Below are 15274 nucleotides of genomic sequence, written 5' to 3' on the forward strand. Positions count from 1 at the left end.
CGGCCGCCGCCACCGCTTCCCCACCAGCCGGCTACGCACCGCCGTCCACGCCCGTGACCACGGCACCTGTCAGTACCCGGGCTGCGACCACACCCGATGGCTGAACATCCACCACCTCACCGGCTGGGCCAACGGCGGCCACACCGACCTCGACAACCTCACCCTCCTCTGCGGCACCCACCACCGCCACCTCCACGACGAAGGCATCGTGCTCCGCAGAACCCCCGACGGCACCACCACCGCGCTGCTCCCCGACGGCCGCACCCTCACCCCCGCACCACCCGTCACACCCGGGGAACACCCCACCACCGCCCTCGCCGACGACACCGAACACGTCACCCCGGACGCGATCACCACCCGCAACGGCGGCCGGCTCAACCTCGGTGAATCCCTCTTCGTACTCCTCCAGGGCCGTGCCGTGGCGTAACGGGCGAAGGAGGCGGCTGGTGACCGCCGGTGGGTCTTGTTCGTGGATCGACGTGGCCAGCCCACTGGAAGATCCTGAGTAGCTCGTCGTCGGACGCGGTCGGCTTTCTTTTCCTCCGTTTACCTGTCGTTCGACTGACGCTCCTGCGTTCGAGTTCGTCTTCTCCTGCATAGTTCGCCGAACAAGTTCCTTGTCTGAAGGGGGGCGGATGGAGCTCGGCGTCAAGACCGACGGCTCACGCTCAGGGGAGAACACGCGCTCGGCCGGGGCCGGGTTCGCCGTGGCCCTGCTGGCAGGCGCGGCGGTCGCGCTCTCGTTGGGCGTGTACGCGAAGGCCCACGACCCGGCGGCGCGTCCGTTGTTCACACTCGGCTTCTCCGGAATGCTTCCGATGAAGGCCTGGCTCACCACCGCCGCGGCGGTGCTGCTTCTCGTGCAGCTCACGACCGCACTGTGGATGTGGGGGCGGCTTCCCGGCGCCGGCAGTGCTCCGGCCTGGGCGGCCCCGACGCACCGCTGGAGCGGCACCCTGGCCTTCGTGCTCACGCTCCCCGTCGCGCTGCACTGCATCTGGGCGCTCGGGTTCGCCAGCGACGAGACCCGCACGCTCGTCCACAGCCTGGTCGGCTGTGGGTTCTACGGCGCCTACGCCGCGAAGATGCTGGGCCTGCGGACCCGGCGGCTGCCCGGCTGGGCCCTGCCGGTCCTCGGCTCCGCGGTTCTCCTGTGCCTGCTCGTGCTCTGGCTCAGCGCGTCCCTGTGGTTCTTCACCCGTCCCGACATCCCGAAGTTCTGAGAGAGGCCGACAGAGACATGGCACAGGAAGCAGCGACACGTCGTGCCGTGCTGCCCGGCCTCGCGGTGACCGTGGTCGCCGCCGCCGCCGGTTACGGGGTGGCGGCGAACAGCAGCGCGGCGGACGCCAAGTCCGTGACCGCGGCGGCCAACGGCGGTGCGACCGCACCGGACACCCAGGGCCCACTCGCCCAGCTCGCCGACATACCCCAGAACGGAGGGCTGGTCCTGCGCGCCGAGGGAATCGTCCTGACCAGGGACGGCGGGGACAACGTCCAGGGGTTCTCCGCGGTCTGCACCCACCAGGGGTGCACGGTCTCCTCGGTCACCCAGGGGCAGATCATCTGCCCGTGCCACGGCAGCAGGTTCGACGCCTCCACGGGGCAGCCGGTCGCCGGCCCTGCCAAGAAGCAGTTGCCGCCGGTCAATGTGGCCGTTCGTGACAACGCTGTCTTCGGCGTGTGAGGGGAGACGGACACGTGGACCTGACCAGCATCCGGGTGACCACGCCCGCGGGCACGGTGGAACTGAGCCCGGACCGTTCGCATGTGATCGGCCGCGGTCGTGAGGCGGACGTCCCGTTGACCGACACCAAGGTCTCCCGCCGCCACGTCGAGCTTGTCCCAGAACCGGACGGGTGGATCGCCCGCGACCTGAGCTCCAACGGAATCTGGCGGGACGGCGCCCGGAGCCGACAGGTGGTCGTCCACGGCGAGGTCGTCCTTCACCTCGGCGGCAGCAACGGCCCGCGGATCGTGCTGTGGGCGCCGCAGCCGCAGCCGCGGCCTGAGCCCGAGCCGCACGGAGCTCGCCAGGCGCCGCCGATGAAGGACAACTCCGAGGCCCAGACCGTTCTCGCCGGTCCGGGCGCACGGATGGCGCCGCCACCCCCAGCGGTGCCCGCCGGTGCCCCCGCCGGAACCGGAACCCCGGCGCCCGCTCGGGCGGGTCTGATGCGGATGCTGCCGACGTTGATCTGGCTCGCGGCGGTCGGCTTCACCCTCGGAGCCCTGGTCGCGCTGTCCTGACCGGCGCCTGATGTGACTTTCGCAGGCGTCCGGCCGGTCGGGCCGGGAATGCGGGATTCTCGGGAAGGATCTGGAGCACGGGCGGCCGTCCCCCGCCGCCGGCGGTGGTCGGCCGCGTGGAGGAGGACCGTGAACCCGTTCCGTTCGCTGCGCGTGCGCAATTTCCGGCTCTTCGTCGCCGGGCAGATCCTTTCGGTTGCCGGCACCTGGATGATGGTGGTCGCTCAGGACTGGCTGGTGCTCGACCTGACCGACGACTCGGCGAGTGCGCTCGCCGTCGTGACCGCGCTGCAGTTCACCCCGTCGCTGCTGCTGATGCTGGTCGGAGGCCGGCTCGCCGACCGTTACGACAAGCGGCTTCTGCTCACCGCGGCGAACGTCGCCTCCGGTGTGGTGGCGTCGATGTTCGCGGTGCTGGTGCTCAGCGGCGGCGTGACCCTGTGGCAGATCCAGCTGTTCGCGCTGGCGCTGGGTGTGGTGAGCGCGGTGGAGACCCCGACCCGGATGGCGTTCATCAGCGAGCTGGTCGGGCCGGAGCTGCTTCCGAACGCGTCGGCGCTGAGCGCCGCGTATTTCAACGTCGCCCGGGTGGTGGGACCGGCGCTGGCCGGTGCGTTGATCGCCGCCGTCGACGCCGGGCCGGTGATGCTCCTCAACGCGGTGAGCTACCTGGCGACCGTGGTCGGACTGCGCATGATGCGTCCCGAGGAGCTGCGCCGGTCCGCACGCCCGGCGGCACGGGCCCGGATCATCGACGGAGTGCGCTACGTGCGGTCACGGGACGACCTGCTGCTTCCGCTGGTCCTCGTCGGGGCGGTCGGCCTGTGCGCGATGAACTTCCAGCTCACGCTGCCCCTGCTGGCCAGGACGGTGTTCCACACGGACGCGGCCGCGTTCGGGTTGCTCACCACCGCCTTCGCCGGCGGGTCGCTGCTGGCGGCGCTGGTGACGACCGGGCGCCGCACCCGCCCGTCGGCGGACCTGGTCAACGGCGCGGCGCTCGGTCTCGGCGTGGTGATGACGCTGACCGGCTGGGCCCCGACGTTCGCGACCGCCGCCGTCGGCCTGTTCGCCACCGGGTTCGCGGTGATCTTCTTCGCGCAGGCGGCGAACCACCGGATCCAGCTCGGCAGCGACCCGGCGTTCCGCGGGCGGGTGATGTCGATCTACTCGACGATCATGATCGGTTCGACGCCGCTGGGTTCGCTGCTGGTCGGCGCGCTGGCCGAGGCGGTCAACGCGCGGGCCACGATGTGGTTCGGCGGAGCCGCCTCCCTGGTCGCGGTCGGCGCCGTCCACGCGGCCGGCCGCCGTGCCCGCGACGGTCGTCCACTTCCCAACCCGGCCGAGCTCGCCCGGAACGCGTGAAGCCTCCCTTTCCCTGGACCCTCGCGTCCCTGGACCCTCGCGTCTGCCGCACGTCGCACCGGCCGGCGTACCGCGGCGCCGTGTCGGGACGTCGCCGTACTGTTCTGACTGCTTCCTCGCAATCTATGGATTGTCCGTAGTGGGTTTCATGATCGAATCGTGATCAGCTGGATCCGGACACCCCATCCCAGGATGGGTTCTCGGGCTCGCGTCAGACCTACACTCGGCCGCTATGTCGCCTCGCACGGTTGCGCACCGCGGCCGGTGACCACACCAGGCGGCGGGCCTGCCGCTCCTGGCTGGTATCCCGACCCGCAGGGGCGCTTCGCCCACCGCTATTTCGACGGCAGCGGCTGGACGGACCAGATCGACGACGGTCGCGGCTGGCACGGGCCCGAGTCCGGCTGGCCGGCACAGCTCCGCCCGGGCCCCGGTCCCGGCGCGGGCGGGGGAGGGGGCGGGGGCGCCGGCGGTGGAGGGGACGGGCCGAGCACCGCCGGCGTCACGGTGGTACTGCTCGGCGCCCTCACGATGATGCTCGGCCTGTTCTCCCTGCCCTGGCTCTCCGACGAGGGCGAGACGGCATCCCTCGAAGACATCCGTGTGCTCGTCGACCGGTATGTGGTGGACGCACCGGGAATCGTCGGGGCCTACTTCGGCGTCGGCGTCTTCTTCGCCGCCTTCGGTGTCCCGATCGTGGCGCTGGCCGCCGTGTTCGCCCGCGGACCGCTGCGGCGGGCGTTGATGGTGATCACCGGCGTCGCGGGCGGCCTGGCCGTGGTCTGCCACCTTCTCGCCTGCCGTGATCTGGTCGACGGCCACATCGAGGAGTACAGCGCCGGCCCGTGGGTGGCCGCGGCAGGGATGGTGATCACCGTGGTCGGTGTGTCGCTTCCGCGCCCCCGGGCACCGCGGCTCGATCCGTTCGGCCCCCGGTAGCGGGGGCCGAGGTGCGCGGGTAGCGTCCGGCCGGGTCGTGGGCCGCTCGCGAGTGGAGGACGATGCGCCATGGGCACAGAGGTCGACGAGATCGCCGATGGCATCTACCGGATCTCCACCTTCTTCCCCGAGGTGGCCGGGCCGGCCGGGTTCACCTTCAACCAGTTCCTGATCGCCGCCGAGGAACCGCTGCTGTTCCACACCGGTATGCGCCAGCTGTTCCCGGAGGTCTCCGCCGCGGTAGCCCGGGTGGTGCCGGTCGAGCGGCTGCGCTGGATCGCCTTCGGCCACCTGGAGGCGGACGAGTCCGGCGCCATGAACGAGTTCCTCGCCGCGGCACCCCGCGCCCAGGTCGCGCACGGCCAGCTGGGCTGCGAGATCTCGCTGCGTGACCTCGCGGACCGCCCGCCGCGCTCGCTCGCGCACGGGGAGGTCCTCGACCTCGGTGACCGGCAGGTGAGCCGCCGGGCCCGTCATTTCGACACGCCGCACGTCCCGCACGGCTGGGACTCCCGGGTGTTGTTCGAGGAGACCACCCGGACGCTGTTCTGCGGGGATCTGTTCGCCCAGCTCGGCGACGGCCCCGCCGTCACCGACGACGACCCGGCCGACCTGGTCGAACGCTGCCTGGACGCGGAAGCGGCCCTGCGGCAGACCTCCTGCCTGACGGCGGCGACGTCCACCCTGCGACTGCTCGCCGAGCTGGAACCGCGCACCCTCGCCGTCATGCACGGGACGTCGTGGCAGGGCGACGGCGCGGCGGCGCTGCGCAGGCTTGCGCTCGGTCTGGAGGAGCGGTTCAGCCCGGAGGCCGAGTTCGCCTGGCGGCCGAGCGTCCTCGCCGCGCCCGGCGGCACGGGGCACCCGCAGGTCGTCGACGCCGTCCGCCGTTAGATCCGCTCGGAATGGTCGCTTCACCCGCACCGCGGTGACCGTTCTGCGACGGTGGGGCCGTGAGAACCCCGCATCCGCCGCAGCCGGTGTGGGCATGCCACCGACGCGGTCCGCACCGTTCTCGGCCTTGGCTTCGGCGTCCTGGAACTCCGTCGGATCAGCGCCGCGATCGGCCCCGACAACCTCGCGTCCGTCGCCGTTGTCGAGCGGCTGGGCTTCACCCGGGAGGGGCGGATCCGGGATCACGTTTTCACGAACGGCGCCTGGCGGGACAGCATCCTCTACTCGTTGCTTCAGCCTGAATGGGAGGCCGCGGCCCGCGGGTCGCGGTCGAGATGACAGGGAAGGCCGTGCGTCGGGTCGGCGCGGAAATCGGCGCTTCGGCACCTGTGCCAGTTCCGGGAGGATAACGTGATGCGGCCGAGCATTTCATGGTTGTTGAGCGGGAGGCCCCCCGGGCTGGATCAGGCGGCGGAATTCGCGGCCGGTGCCGTGGGCGGTGTTGGAGGCGAAGCGTGGATGAGCTGCTGGTACGCCGGTGGAAAAGGTACGGGCAGCACAGACTTTATGTGAGTCTTCCGGACGGCAGAAGCGTTGCCTGCTTCGACCGTCTGACCGGTCGACTCACGATGCTGCTCGACGAGGTGGATCGCGACGCGGTGCTGGCGGTGCTCGAGACCCACGGGGTGAGTGTGCCGAAGTCCGCGGTGCCCGTCGGCCCCGCCGAGCCGGTCGGGCCGGACGGTCGGGTCGGGCCGGCCGTGCCGGGCGGGATGGCTGTGCCGCAGGGGCCTTCCGGGAGCGGGGTGGGAAGATCGCGGGCGGAGCGGCGGATCGCCGAGCCCGCGGCGGTGAACTCCCCGGCGGCGACGGCACACCCGATGGACCTTGCGGCCCACCGTCCTGGCGAGGCGATCAGCGCGAAGCTTCGCGAGCTGCGGCCCGGGTTCTGGCGGGCGCTTGCGGACCGCCTGCTGCGGCGCGCCCGGCCGGAGACGGAAAGCTGGCGCACGGGGCTCGCGGGCGAGCAGATGGTGGCGGCGGAGCTGGCGCCGCTCACGGCCCGGGGCTGGCGGCTGCTGCATTCGATTCCGTTACCGCGCAATGTCGATATCGACCATCTTCTCATCGGCCCGGGTGGCGTCTTCACCATCAACACCAAATATCATCGCGGTCGCCGGATATGGGTGGGCGACGACGCCGTGCGGGTGGGTGACGGGTTTCATCCGTATGTGCTGAAAGCCAGGGCCGAGGCGGTGCGTGCGTCCGAGGCGCTGAGCCGCGCCTGCGGTTTCGGTGTCGGTGTCGCCGGAGTGCTGGCATTCGTCGAGGCGGAGAGCCTGACGGTCGTGCCGTCGCTCACGGATGTCCTCGTGGCGCACCACGACGATCTGCGCCAGGCCTTTGACGGCGTCGCGGGCCAGTGGACGGCGCAGGACGTCGAGCTGATTTTTTCCGCCGCGCGTGACCGATGTACCTGGCCGGTGATCTGACCCAGGCCCGCCAGGCCAGGCGCAGCTGTCGGCTCGGCGTCGTTCGACGGCGGGCGGCTGTTTGCCTCGGCTACAAATCTGGCATGTCAAGGGTGATGGCTGTTCTGGCCGCGGTGCCGGCGCTGCTCGTCGGTGGGCTTCTCACGGTTGCCTTCCTGCTTCCCGACGATCAGCTGTACCTGCTGGGGCCGCTGATCGCCGGGACCGTGATCCTCGCGATGTTCACGGTCTTCGCGCTGGCGCCGCGCCTGCTGCGGTGGCGGCTGGCGGAGCTGTTCGGGCGCGAGGGCAGCCGGGTGCCGGGGATGGGTCCGATGCCGGTCGCCGGGCGGCCAGGCAGCCCGGCAACCGGTTTCTCCTTCTTCTTCGGTAACGGCGCGGGCAACGGCCCGATGTGGTTCGACGGCGCGGGCGCCGCTGGTGACCCGCATGAGCCGTGGCGCGGCTGGCACCCGCACGGCGACGCGCGCGGGGACCAGCCCTGGTGCCACACCGACGGCGGTCACGGCCACTCCGGGTATTCGGGCCACGCCGGTCACCCGGGCCACCACGACCAGCATCCGTGGGGGACGGACTCCTGGAGCGGTTCGTACAGCCACGGCGGCGCGGCCGACAGCTGTTCGAGTGCCTCGTCGAGCCACGGGTCCGACGGTTCGTGGTCCAGCGGCAGCTCGGACAGCAGCTCGTCCAGTAGCAGCTCGGACGGCGGCAGCTCGTCCAGCAGCAGTTTCGACAGCTCGTCCAGTGGTTCCAGCTGGTGAGGGCCGGGCGCGGGTCAGGCCGCGATGGGGGAGAAGTGTGAGGCGTCGCCCTTGAGCGGGCGGCTGGGCGTGCCGTCCACGCTGACCGGGATGTCGCCGGCGAGGGTGATGCGGTGCAGGCGGCGGGGCTGGTCGTCGTAGTCGGCGATCGCGTAGTGCTGGGTGGCCCGGTTGTCCCAGATGGCGATGTCGCCGTCGCGCCAGCTCCACTGGACGGTGTGCTCCAGCCTGATGACGTGCCGCTGGAGCAGGTTGAAGATGTCCTGCGAGTCGCGGGTGGACAGGCCGACGATGCGGCGGACGAAGTGGCCGAGCAGCAGGCTGCGCTCGCCGGTCACCGGGTGGACCCGCACGACGGGGTGCTCGGTCTCGTACTCGATGTGACCGAACTCGGCCCGGTACGCCTCCTCCTTGACGTCGATGCCGCCGATCGCCTTCTCGGTGCGCTCGGCGGCGTAGTCGTAGAGGTTCGAGTGGACGGCCCACAGCCGGTCAGCGAGGGCCTGCAGCGCCGGGTTGAGCGTGGCGTAGGCGTGGGCGGTGTTCGCCCAGGTCGTGGTGCCGCCGTAGGGCGGCAGCGTGACCGCCCGCAGCACGCTGGCGGACGGGATGCGGTCGACGAACGTCACGTCGGTGTGCCAGGAGTTCGCCTTGCCTTCGGCCGCGTCGATCGGCAGGACCGAGTTGTCGGCCCCGGTGACGGTGGGGTGGGGCAGGGTCGGGGTACCGAGGAGGCTGGCGAAGGCACGTTGGGCCGCGTCGTCCGCGTGCTGCTGGCCGCGCAGGAAGACGACCTTGTGCTCGACGAGCGCGCGCCTGATCTCGCTGACGGTCGCCGCGTCGAGGTCGCCGTCGATGCGGACACCGCCGAGGACGGCGCCGATGTTCGCCGAGACCCGGTCGACGGTGATCGAACGGTACCCGGTGACCGCGGCAGTCTCCCGGTACGCGCGCAGCTGTGTGGTCATCTCCGCTGGTCCTTCCTGATGGGACGCCCGGCCTGGTTGGGGGGACGGTACCGAGCTAACAACCCTTTCTCGATCGGACTGATGGGTAAAGTGAAGTAGGCAACAAAACGGTCATGTTGCTTGACTCTTCCGGTGCTGCGGCGTTTGTATGCCGGCGTGATCGATGTCGCCGATGCCGCGCGCTGGCCCGTGCCGCGGTGCTGTTGTCGGCGGCGCTGTCATCGGTGGGACCTCCGCCGATCCTGTCGGTAGGAGCACCACCGCCGCGAGCCTGATCGTGGGCCGCGCGGCACCCGGGCTGTCCGTCCTCCTGGCCCGTCTCGGTCGCGTTGCCTCGGGCTGAGCGGGCCTCCGCCTTCATGCTGGCTTGCTGCCCTGGCATCGTGACGAAAGATTCCCTACAATGTCGATGGAAAATAACGGCATCTCGCGTCGGTCTCTGCTGGCCGGCCTCGGGGCCGGCGGCGCACTGCTCCTCGCCGCCTGCTCGTCGGCGGTGGACGAGGCGGGCAGCGGCGCGAGCGCCGGTTCGACGCCCAAGGCCGGTGGCACCCTCAAAGTCGCGATCCCGGACGACCTGATCCCGAAGAACCTCTTCACCAACTCCAACACGGCGATCACCACGCTGATCGGGCTGGTGTACGAGAGCCTGACCCGCTATCCCAACGACAGCATCGAGCCGAAGCCGCGGCTGGCGAAGTCGTGGACGGCGAGCGCCGACGGGCTCAGCCTCACCCTCCAGCTGCGTGACGACGTCGTGTTCCACAGCGGGCGGGCCTTCACCTCCAAGGACGTCGAGTTCTCGATCAAGGCGTACGCCGATGCGAGCTGGCACGCGCAGGGCCAGATGCAGAGCACCGCCCAGGCCGTCACCTCGGTCGACACCACCGACCCGCACCAGGCCGTGCTGCATTTCGCGCACCCGCTGGGCAACATCTTCGACCTGCTCGACACGGTGTTCATCATCGACAGCGAAAGCGTCGAGGACATCAAGACGGGCAAGGGATTCGTGGGCACCGGGCCGTTCACCTTCAAGTCCTGGACGCCGAACTCCTCGCTGGTCTTCGAGAAGAACCCGAAGTACTGGCAGCCGGGCCGCCCGTACCTCGACGGGGTCCGGATCGGCATTGTTCCCGACACCAACGCGATCGCCGCGCAGCTGAAGTCAGGCCAGGTCGACTTCGCCGAGGGCGTCAGCCCGCGGGACACCGAGGAACTGGGCAAGGACACCAAGAAGTTCAACAAGACCACGCTGGAAGGCGCCGAGCAGCAGATCTACGTGGGGACGAACGTGACCGCGCCCGCGCTCGGGGACGTCCGGCTGCGCCAGGCGATCGCATACGCGATCGACCGTGACCGGATCATCTCCGAGGTCTTCCGCGGCAACGGCTATGCGACAAACCTGCCGTGGCCGAAGTACTCGGTCGCCCACGACGCGGAGAAGAACAAGCGGTACGCGTACAACCCGGCCAAGGCGAAGGAGCTCGTCGCGCAGATCGGCACACTGCCGACGATTCCCTACACCTACAACACGGCCCTCCCCGTCTACGCGGCGACGGCCCAGATCGTCCAGGCGAACCTCGCCGCCGTCGGCATCAAGGTGGAGCTCGAGCCGGTCGACGCGGCGACCTTCGTCAAGCAGCTCATCGGCGCCGAGTTCAAGGGCCTGTGGACGACGTTCCACTCCTGGGCGCAGTACACGCCCTCGACCCTGGTTGTCAGCGCGTATCCGTTCAACGCCCTGCACAACGCCTCGCACTTCACCTCCGATGACTACACCACCTCGTCGCAGGCCGCCTGGAAGCAGCCCGACGGCCGGTCGGACGCCGCCATCACCGAATACGCCAAGGTCAGCGACGAGCTGCTCGAGGCGCTGTTCCTCGTCGAGATCGGCGTCATTCCCTTCCAGTGGGTGAGCTCCACCCGGCTCTCCGGGCTTTCGTACACCAAGCGCTGGGAGCTCGACGTCACCAACGCCTACCTCGCCTGACCGGGCCGGATCCCTGACCCCGATCCGGATCAGCCTGGACCCGACCGGTACCGAATCGAGCCCCGGAGGCATTCGTTGTTGCGTTATCTCGTCCGGCGCCTGCCTTCGGCGGTGCTCGTGCTCTTCCTGGCGTCGGTGCTGATATTCGCGATCATCCGGCTGATACCGGGGGATCCCGCGACCAGCCTCGCGGGATCCGACGCGAGCCCCGAGGCCGTCGCCGCCATCCGGCACGACCTCGGCCTCGACCAGTCGGTGCCGTCCCAGTACCTGAGCTGGATCGGAAACGTGCTGACCTTCGATTTCGGCCAGTCCTACAGCGTCGGCGGCGAGATCACCTCGCTCGTCGCCGACGGCTTCGGTAACACCGTGATCCTCACGCTCAGCGCGCTGCTGCTGGCGATTCTCATCGCGATCGTCGTGGGGCCGGTCTGGGCGACCACACGAAACCGCTGGCTGGAAAGCGCGATCACGGTCGTGAACACGATCTCGGTGGCACTGCCGACATTCGTCAGCGGTGTTCTGCTGGTGCTGCTGTTCACCGTGATCTTCCCGGTCCTGCCCAGCGCGGGCGTTCCGCCGGACGGGATGTTCGCGCGCCTGGACATCACGTTGCAGTACCTGGTGCTGCCCGCGCTCTGCCTGGCACTGCCCGTGTCGGCGGTGCTGTCCCGTTTCCTCGCCGAGACGCTGCGGACGCAGCTGCGCCAGCCGTACATCCTCACCGCCACCGCGTTGGGCGTCCCGCGCCGGCGCCTGCTGCTGCGGTACGCGATGCGCAACGCGCTGCCGACCACCGTGACCGTGATCGGCCTGCAGGCCGGCAGCCTGCTCGGCGGCGCCGTGCTCGTCGAGGCGATCTTCGCCTGGCCGGGGATCGGCCAGCTCATCGAACAGGCGATCGGCCGCCGCGACTACCCGGTCGTCCAGGTGCTTCTGCTGCTGTCGGTCTTCGTCTTCGTGGTCATCCAGTTGCTGACCGACCTCGTCCACGCCCTTCTCGACCCGCGCGTGCGCATCGGAGGTGCCCAGTGACCGACACGATCCAGACGCCCGCCAGGCCCGCGGCGGATGCGCCCACGGCCCCCGAGCAGCAACTCCCGACTGCACCGGCACCGGCACCCGCGCCCGCGCCCGCTGCGGCAGCGGCAGCGGCAGCGGCAGCCGCAGCCGCAGCCGCAGAGGACGTGGCGGTCGTCCCTCGCCGCCGACGGGTTCTCCTGCACGGGCGCGGCCTGTTCGGTCTGCTGCTGGTGGGCGGCATCCTGCTGCTCGGCCTGTTCGCCCCGCTCCTGACCCCCTACGGCCCGACCGAGCAGATCCCCGGCGCGAACCTCCTCCCAGCCAGCGGCAGGCACCCGTTCGGGACGGACGAGGTCAACCGGGACGTGCTGACCCGTGCCCTCTACGGCATCCGAGTGGACGTCCTGGTGGTGTTCGTCGCCGTTCCGCTCGGTGCGCTGCTCGGCACGGCCGCGGGCACGCTCGCGGCGCTGATCCGGCCGGCGGACGTCGCCGTGCAGCGCGTCTTCGACGTGATCCTGGCGTTCCCCCCGATCATTCTGGCAATCGGGGTGACCGCCATCCTGGGCGCCGGCATCACGCCGATCTTCGTGGTCGTCGTGGCCGTCGAGATCCCGTACTTCGGGCGGCTGCTGCGCTCGTCCATCCTGACGCTGCGGGAACTGCCGTTCGTGGAGGCCGCGGAGGCCATCGGCGCCTCGCGGTGGTGGATTCTGCGCAGGCACATCCTGCCGAACTCGGCCGAGCCGCTGTTCGTCCAGCTCGCGCTGTCGATGTCGATCGCGGTGTTCCTGGAGAGCGCGATGAGCTTCCTCGGGATCGGTGTGCGCCCGCCGGAGCCGTCCCTGGGCACCATCATCGCCGACGCCGTGTCTGACCTGGACACAACGCCCATGCAGGCGGTCGGACCGCTGCTGCTGGTCACCGGCTTCGTCCTCGGCTTCCAGCTGATCGCCCAGGCGGTCGGCGCCCGCAGGCGCATCTGATGACGCGCCACCGCGTTCCGCGTCCAACGGTCGGCACCGCAGACCCCGCACAGGAGAATGACGTGGCCACACCGGTTCTGAGCGTCCGGGAACTCATCGTCGAGTTCCCCGCCGCCGTCGTCCACCCGCGCGCGGTCGACAACGTGTCCTTCGAGGTCGCGCCCGGGGAGATCGTCGCCCTGGTCGGCGAGTCCGGCTCGGGCAAGACACTGACGGCGAAGGCGGTGCTCGGCCTGCTCCCCGACACGGCCCGGGCCACCGGCAGCATCGATCTGGCCGGCCAGCAGGTGCTCGGCCTCGACGAGAAGGCACTGCGTTCGGTGCGTGGCCGCCGGGCCGCGATGGTCTTCCAGGAGCCCTCGACCGCGCTCAACCCGGTCGAGACCGTCGGCTGGCAGATCGGCGAGGCGCTGCGCGCGCACCGGAAGGTGAAACGTGCCGACGCCCGGCGCCGCGCGGTGGAACTGCTGGAGCTCGTCGGCATTGCGGAGCCCCAGAAGCGGGTGGGCTACTACCCGCACCAGCTCTCGGGCGGCCAGAAGCAGCGGGTCGTGATCGCGCTCGCACTGGCCAACGAACCGGATCTGATCATCGCAGACGAGCCGACCACGGCGCTCGACGTCACCGTGCAGGCCGAGATCCTCAGCCTGCTGCACGATCTGCGTGACCGCCTCGGCCGGGCCGTTCTGATCATCACCCACAACATGGGCGTCGTCGCGGACCTCGCCGACCGGGTGGTCGTGCTGCGCTCCGGGCGGGTTGTCGAGACGAGCCCTGTCCTCGAGCTGTTCGCCCGGCCGCGGGCGGACTACACCCGCGAGCTGCTCGCGGCCGTCCCCCGCGTCCCCACGACCTCGGACGTGGACGCAGAGGCGTCCGGGGATGACGATTCGGCGCGGTCGCGGCCCGCGAAGCCGGGGGCCGCGGTGAAGCCGTGCGGTTCCGCGGAACCGCGGGGTGCGGTGAGGTCGTGCGGTTCCGCGGAACCGCGGGGCATCGTGAAATCGCCGGCCTCCGCGGAGCCCGCCGGTCTCGCGGAGGCGTCGGGTGCCGTGCGGCCGGTGGTGGACTTCCGTGACGTCGTCGTCGAATACCCCGGGCGGCTGGGACGTCCGGCGTTCACCGCGGTCGACGGGGTCACGCTCTCCCTCGCGCCGGGCGAGGTGCTCGGCCTGGTCGGCGAGTCCGGCTCCGGCAAGACGACGCTCGGGCGCGTGGTTGTCGGCCTGCTCCGGCCGAAGGCGGGGCGGGCGGAGGTGCTCGGCGCCGACCTCGGGAAGCTGTCGGCGGGTGCGCTGCGTGAGGTGCGCGCGCGGATCGGGCTGGTGTTCCAGGACCCGGCGACCACCCTCGACCCGAGGCGCACCGTCGGCGACGCCGTCGGTGAGCCTCTGGAGGTGCACGGCCGGGCCCGTGGCCGGGAGGCCCGCGCACAGGTGGCCGCGCTGCTGGAATCGGTGCAGCTGCCGACGTCCTACGCCGACCGGCGTCCGGCCGAACTCTCCGGCGGGCAGCGCCAGCGGGCCGGGCTCGCCCGCGCGCTCGCGCTGGACCCGCAGCTGCTCGTCGCCGACGAGCCGACGAGCGCCCTCGACGTCTCGGTGCAGGCCGCCGTGCTGCGACTGTTCCGCGACCTGCAGGAGCAGTACGGCTTCGCCTGCCTTTTCATCAGCCACGACCTGGCGGTGGTCGATGAGGTCGCCGACCGTGTCGCGGTGCTCCGGCACGGCCGGGTGGTCGAGGTCGGCCCGGCGGCCGACGTCCTGCGCCGGCCGAGCGCCGACTACACCCGTCGACTGGTCGACGCGATCCCCGTGCCCGATCCGGCCGTTCAGCGCGCGCGGCGGGTCCTCGCCGGCTGAGGACGCGGCACAAGCGGTCAGCGGCCGTCGATCCCGCGCTGGTCGAGTGCTCGGCGCAGCGCCCGCACGGCCGTGTGGTGGCGGGATTTGACCGTTCCGAGGGGGACGTCCAGCAGGCTGGCGGTCTCCCACTGGGTGCGGTCGAACAGGTGCAGGTGGACGAGTGCCTCCCGGTGCGCGACGGACAGCGTCCGCAGTGCCTCGACCAGGTCCGTGCGCAGCAACACGGCCTCCAGGCTGTCCTCCGCCAGCGGGTCGGTCATCCGGGCGCTGTCCTCGCCGAGCGCCTCGGACTCCCCGAGGCGTGCGGCCTGGCGGCGGTGCCAGTCGACGGCGAGGTTGCGTGCCACCCGGAACAGCCAGGCGCGGGCGCTGCCGTGTGCGGCGAGTCCGTCGCGGTGCCGCCACGCCCGCAGGAACGTCTCCTGGACCAGGTCCTCGGCCCGGCCGGGATCCTCCGGACTGATCCGCCGGACATACCGGAGCAGGTCCGCGGAGTTCTCGTCGAAGAGGGTCCGGACGAACCGGGCCGCGGGTTCCCGGCCGGGTGACGCCGTGCCGCCCGACGGGCTCGCCATATTCCAGGCCCTCCTCGCCGGGGAAGGACATCACCGCCGGATGCTCGCGACCGGTCGTGTAGTGCCAGATTACCGTTTTCCGTGCAATTCGTCCCCCGGTGAAAGATGTGGCATCCTGTTTTTCTGGCAGGTGTCCTACGGTCATTTTCTGTTCAGAAGATA

The 15274-nt window shown here is 70.7% G+C and carries 16 protein-coding genes; 14 read left to right on the forward strand and 2 right to left on the reverse strand.

Features of this window, described 5'->3' with window-relative positions; translation table 11 throughout:
- The 10 genes from AWX74_RS34765 to AWX74_RS40985 all read left to right on the forward strand — a co-directional run.
- The coding region (locus AWX74_RS34765; RefSeq protein WP_131799613.1) for an HNH endonuclease at positions 1-427 on the forward strand (427 nt) is incomplete at its 5' end.
- Positions 428-635: 208 nt separating this feature from the next.
- Positions 636-1223 carry a DUF6529 family protein gene (locus AWX74_RS34770; RefSeq protein WP_091285469.1) on the forward strand — a complete coding sequence of 196 codons (588 nt, stop codon included), beginning with the start codon at positions 636-638 and terminating at the stop codon, positions 1221-1223.
- Positions 1224-1240: 17 nt separating this feature from the next.
- The gene (locus tag AWX74_RS34775) at positions 1241-1687 is read left to right on the forward strand and encodes a Rieske (2Fe-2S) protein (RefSeq protein WP_091285472.1); all 447 of its coding nucleotides are present in this window, start codon (positions 1241-1243) and stop codon (positions 1685-1687) included.
- 14 nt (positions 1688-1701) lie between these two features.
- Complete coding sequence (locus tag AWX74_RS34780) at positions 1702-2250, forward strand: FHA domain-containing protein (RefSeq protein WP_091285475.1); 549 nt, start codon at positions 1702-1704, stop codon at positions 2248-2250.
- Positions 2251-2379: 129 nt separating this feature from the next.
- The gene (locus tag AWX74_RS34785; RefSeq protein ID WP_091285479.1) at positions 2380-3618 is read left to right on the forward strand and encodes an MFS transporter; all 1239 of its coding nucleotides are present in this window, start codon (positions 2380-2382) and stop codon (positions 3616-3618) included.
- 264 nt (positions 3619-3882) lie between these two features.
- A complete protein-coding gene (locus AWX74_RS34790; RefSeq protein ID WP_165615917.1) occupies positions 3883-4557 on the forward strand; it encodes a DUF2510 domain-containing protein in 675 nt (224 codons plus the stop codon).
- A 69-nt stretch (positions 4558-4626) separates the two neighbouring features.
- Positions 4627-5451, forward strand: coding sequence for an oxygen-binding di-iron domain-containing protein (locus AWX74_RS34795; RefSeq protein ID WP_091285485.1), 825 nt, complete (start codon positions 4627-4629; stop codon positions 5449-5451).
- A gap of 72 nt (positions 5452-5523) precedes the next feature.
- Complete coding sequence (locus AWX74_RS34800; protein ID WP_091285588.1) at positions 5524-5790, forward strand: GNAT family N-acetyltransferase; 267 nt, start codon at positions 5524-5526, stop codon at positions 5788-5790.
- 542 nt (positions 5791-6332) lie between these two features.
- Positions 6333-6944, forward strand: a complete 612-nt coding sequence (locus tag AWX74_RS41785) for a nuclease-related domain-containing protein (protein WP_242666562.1) — start codon at positions 6333-6335, stop codon at positions 6942-6944.
- Between the two features lie 95 nt (positions 6945-7039).
- Positions 7040-7705 carry a hypothetical protein gene (locus AWX74_RS40985; protein ID WP_091285490.1) on the forward strand — a complete coding sequence of 222 codons (666 nt, stop codon included), beginning with the start codon at positions 7040-7042 and terminating at the stop codon, positions 7703-7705.
- A gap of 14 nt (positions 7706-7719) precedes the next feature.
- On the opposite strand, the gene AWX74_RS34815 is transcribed toward AWX74_RS40985, so the two are convergent.
- On the reverse strand, positions 7720-8673 hold the full coding sequence (locus AWX74_RS34815; protein WP_091285492.1) for a TauD/TfdA dioxygenase family protein: 954 nt from the start codon (positions 8671-8673) through the stop codon (positions 7720-7722).
- A gap of 403 nt (positions 8674-9076) precedes the next feature.
- Between AWX74_RS34815 and AWX74_RS34820 the strand changes: the two genes are divergently transcribed.
- From AWX74_RS34820 to AWX74_RS34835, 4 genes are all read left to right on the forward strand, one after another.
- Positions 9077-10663, forward strand: coding sequence for an ABC transporter substrate-binding protein (locus AWX74_RS34820; RefSeq protein ID WP_091285494.1), 1587 nt, complete (start codon positions 9077-9079; stop codon positions 10661-10663).
- A gap of 75 nt (positions 10664-10738) precedes the next feature.
- A complete protein-coding gene (locus AWX74_RS34825) occupies positions 10739-11698 on the forward strand; it encodes an ABC transporter permease (protein WP_091285497.1) in 960 nt (319 codons plus the stop codon).
- Positions 11695-12672, forward strand: a complete 978-nt coding sequence (locus AWX74_RS34830; protein ID WP_091285501.1) for an ABC transporter permease — start codon at positions 11695-11697, stop codon at positions 12670-12672. Before AWX74_RS34825 ends, AWX74_RS34830 begins: the two co-directional genes overlap by 4 nt.
- A 62-nt stretch (positions 12673-12734) precedes the next feature.
- Positions 12735-14534, forward strand: coding sequence for a dipeptide ABC transporter ATP-binding protein (locus AWX74_RS34835; RefSeq protein ID WP_091285504.1), 1800 nt, complete (start codon positions 12735-12737; stop codon positions 14532-14534).
- A 17-nt stretch (positions 14535-14551) separates the two neighbouring features.
- On the opposite strand, the gene AWX74_RS34840 is transcribed toward AWX74_RS34835, so the two are convergent.
- Complete coding sequence (locus tag AWX74_RS34840) at positions 14552-15112, reverse strand: sigma-70 family RNA polymerase sigma factor (protein WP_091285507.1); 561 nt, start codon at positions 15110-15112, stop codon at positions 14552-14554.
- Positions 15113-15274: the final 162 nt, after the last annotated feature.

This window comes from Parafrankia irregularis, from assembly GCF_001536285.1.
GTDB lineage: Bacteria > Actinomycetota > Actinomycetes > Frankiales > Frankiaceae > Parafrankia > Parafrankia irregularis.

Coding starts and splice junctions, on each gene's coding strand:
- AWX74_RS34775 (WP_091285472.1), top strand. CDS start 1,241: ATGGCACAGGAAGCAGCGACACGTCGTGCCGTGCTGCCCGGCCTCGCG.
- AWX74_RS34795 (WP_091285485.1), top strand. CDS start 4,627: ATGGGCACAGAGGTCGACGAGATCGCCGATGGCATCTACCGGATCTCC.
- AWX74_RS34840 (WP_091285507.1), bottom strand. CDS start 15,112: ATGGCGAGCCCGTCGGGCGGCACGGCGTCACCCGGCCGGGAACCCGCG.
- AWX74_RS34820 (WP_091285494.1), top strand. CDS start 9,077: ATGTCGATGGAAAATAACGGCATCTCGCGTCGGTCTCTGCTGGCCGGC.
- AWX74_RS41785 (WP_242666562.1), top strand. CDS start 6,333: ATGGACCTTGCGGCCCACCGTCCTGGCGAGGCGATCAGCGCGAAGCTT.
- AWX74_RS40985 (WP_091285490.1), top strand. CDS start 7,040: ATGGCTGTTCTGGCCGCGGTGCCGGCGCTGCTCGTCGGTGGGCTTCTC.
- AWX74_RS34770 (WP_091285469.1), top strand. CDS start 636: ATGGAGCTCGGCGTCAAGACCGACGGCTCACGCTCAGGGGAGAACACG.
- AWX74_RS34815 (WP_091285492.1), bottom strand. CDS start 8,673: ATGACCACACAGCTGCGCGCGTACCGGGAGACTGCCGCGGTCACCGGG.